Source organism: Paracoccus sp. (in: a-proteobacteria), assembly GCF_032007265.1.
Taxonomy (GTDB): domain Bacteria; phylum Pseudomonadota; class Alphaproteobacteria; order Rhodobacterales; family Rhodobacteraceae; genus Paracoccus.
This window is the reverse complement of the sequence record NZ_DALZMB010000206.1, coordinates 1-2,112: the sequence shown is the minus strand read 5'-3', so window position 1 is coordinate 2,112 and position 2,112 is coordinate 1. Positions and strand designations below refer to the sequence as shown.

The following is a 2,112-nucleotide window of genomic DNA, read 5'->3' as shown; positions in this document are numbered from 1 at the left end:
CGGTGACCGGCCCCGCGCGGGCCGGCATCCCGATTGCCGGAAGGATACCGAATGACTAATCCCCTCAACCATCGCGGCATTACCCTGATCCAAAGCGATCATCCAAGCGGAGCCATCACCTGGTCGCATGAAGCCACTGGCTCCGGCGGCGTTGCTCACACCACGCAAGAGGCCATCCGCCAGATCAGTGGGCAGCTTGGGCCGGATCCGGATTGTCGGGTCTGTGCAGGATCGGGGCACGAGGAGTATGCCGAAGCGGCCTCCGTCGCCTGCCATATCTGCTTTCCAGAGGAACTCTGAGGGATATGCTTGAACGGCTCACCATGGGCTTTTTGTGCGCCGCATCTGCGGCTGCGGCACTAATCCTCATCAGCGTCATCATTGCCGCTATCGCGGGCGAAACGCCCGACTCCTTCGCCCTGCCCAAAAGCATATGGGAGTGCAGCGATACCGTCGCGCAAACACTGCTGTTGCCCGTGGGTAAAGTGCTTGTCCCAACCACCTTCACTGAATGTGTCGAATACCGGCGCGTTGAAAACAGCAAGCCGTGATCGGCGGAAAAGATTGAGGATCCGAAATGAAAAACAAACTCGGCGATCTGAACAACCACCTCTTTGCTCAGCTCGAGCGCCTGGCAGATGAAGATCTCAGCGCCGATCAGATTGATCAGGAAGTGAAGCGGGCGGGTGCGATCGTCACCCTGGCGGATCAGGTAATCAACACCGCCAATCTGCAACTGAAAGCAGCAAAGCTCTTCGCTGAGCATGGGGACGCGATCATGCCGATGTTGCCGAAAATCGGAAAGAGCGAACCATGAAGGGCCGCGCTATTCCATATTCGCCGGATGAAATTGCGTGGGTTGAAGTCCATGCGCAAAAGAACCGGCGCGATATGCATGCCGAATTCTGCGCCCGGTTCGATCGCAACGATGTGTCGCTGACGAACCTCAACAGTCTGTGCAAACGCAAAGGCTGGTTTACCGGACGAAACGGGCGATACGCAAAGGGTCGCACCCCTGAGAACAAGGGTAAGACGATGCCCTACAACGCAAACAGCGCCGCCACGCGTTTCAGACCAGGGCAGCTCCCCCACAACCACAAAGGTGCAGGCCATGAGCGCATCGACAGCAAAGACGGCTATGTCGTGATGATCGTGGCCGAGACCAATCCATGGACAGGTGCGGCCACCCGGCCCGTTCACAAGCATCGCTGGCTTTGGGAAAAAGAGAACGGCCCAATCCCGGAAGGCTATGCTCTCAAATGCCTGGATGGGGACAAGACCAACACTGATCCGAGCAACTGGGAAGCTGTCCCACGGGGTGTCCTGTCGAGACTGAACGGCGGCCGGCACAAGAAGCGCCTCGCCTATGATGCCGCCCCGCCGGAGCTGAGGCCGACAGTCATGGCGATCGCGAAGCTTCAGCACGCAGCTTACGAGGTGAAGAAATGAACGGCATAGCAGAACCTTACCGAAACATTCTTCGCCAGGCCAAGGCGCGGGTAGCATTGCGCGAGGCAGTTGATCCGGACGAAAGTCGAAGGATTTCGATCATGATAAATGCAAAACACACCCCCATGACCCGAGAGGATATCGCCGTCGATTTTGGCGATGATGCTGCCGAAAAATGGGAGAATATCCGGATCGCAATTGCCGCTTTTCAGGAGGCCACAGGATGACCGATCCGGACTGCCGCACCTGCCTTGGCCACGGGGCCGAGGATTTCAATTTCCTCGCCTATGTGCCCTGCCCTGTCTGCTTCCCGGAGGATCTGGAGTGAAACGCGCGCAACTACTCGATACTGCCAAGGAATTGGTGACCCGCGACCGCAACGCCACACACGGCGAGCCTGAGGATACCTTTGGCCTGATTGCAGCCTATTGGTCTGCCCATCTCGATCGCGCAATCACTTCTGCCGATGTCGCGATCATGATGAACCTTATGAAATGCGCGCGCCTCAAGGCAAACCCAAGCAATCCAGGCAACTGGCTCGACGGCATTGGATACCTCGCTTGCGGGGGCGAGCTGGCATTAGGTGGCACAGAATGACCGCCCTATCAGTCCTGATCGGCTGTGAGACCTCGGGGGTCATGCGCCGCGCTTTTGCCGCCCTCG

At 58.2% G+C, this 2,112-nt stretch carries 6 protein-coding genes; all 6 read left to right on the top strand.

The annotated features are described in order from the left end of the window. The first annotated feature begins 51 nt into the window (after nucleotides 1-51). The 6 genes from RTS12_RS20690 (at nucleotide 52) to RTS12_RS20665 (ending at nucleotide 2,046) form a co-directional block, all read left to right on the top strand. Nucleotides 52-300, top strand: coding sequence for a hypothetical protein (locus RTS12_RS20690; protein WP_312532039.1), 249 nt, complete (start codon nucleotides 52-54; stop codon nucleotides 298-300). Between the two features lie 5 nt (nucleotides 301-305). Beyond that, nucleotides 306-551 (top strand): hypothetical protein, encoded by a 246-nt coding sequence (locus RTS12_RS20685; RefSeq protein ID WP_312532037.1) that lies wholly within the window; start codon nucleotides 306-308, stop codon nucleotides 549-551. A gap of 26 nt (nucleotides 552-577) precedes the next feature. Continuing rightward, complete coding sequence (locus tag RTS12_RS20680) at nucleotides 578-817, top strand: hypothetical protein (protein WP_312532035.1); 240 nt, start codon at nucleotides 578-580, stop codon at nucleotides 815-817. Continuing rightward, a complete protein-coding gene (locus tag RTS12_RS20675) occupies nucleotides 814-1,449 on the top strand; it encodes an HNH endonuclease signature motif containing protein (RefSeq protein ID WP_312532033.1) in 636 nt (211 codons plus the stop codon). The genes RTS12_RS20680 and RTS12_RS20675 overlap by 4 nt, the downstream gene beginning before the upstream one ends. After that, nucleotides 1,446-1,676: a hypothetical protein gene (locus tag RTS12_RS20670; protein ID WP_312532031.1), complete on the top strand. Its 231-nt coding sequence runs from the start codon at nucleotides 1,446-1,448 to the stop codon at nucleotides 1,674-1,676. Before RTS12_RS20675 ends, RTS12_RS20670 begins: the two co-directional genes overlap by 4 nt. 97 nt (nucleotides 1,677-1,773) lie before the next feature. Beyond that, nucleotides 1,774-2,046, top strand: coding sequence for a DUF6378 domain-containing protein (locus RTS12_RS20665; protein WP_312532029.1), 273 nt, complete (start codon nucleotides 1,774-1,776; stop codon nucleotides 2,044-2,046). Nucleotides 2,047-2,112: the final 66 nt, after the last annotated feature.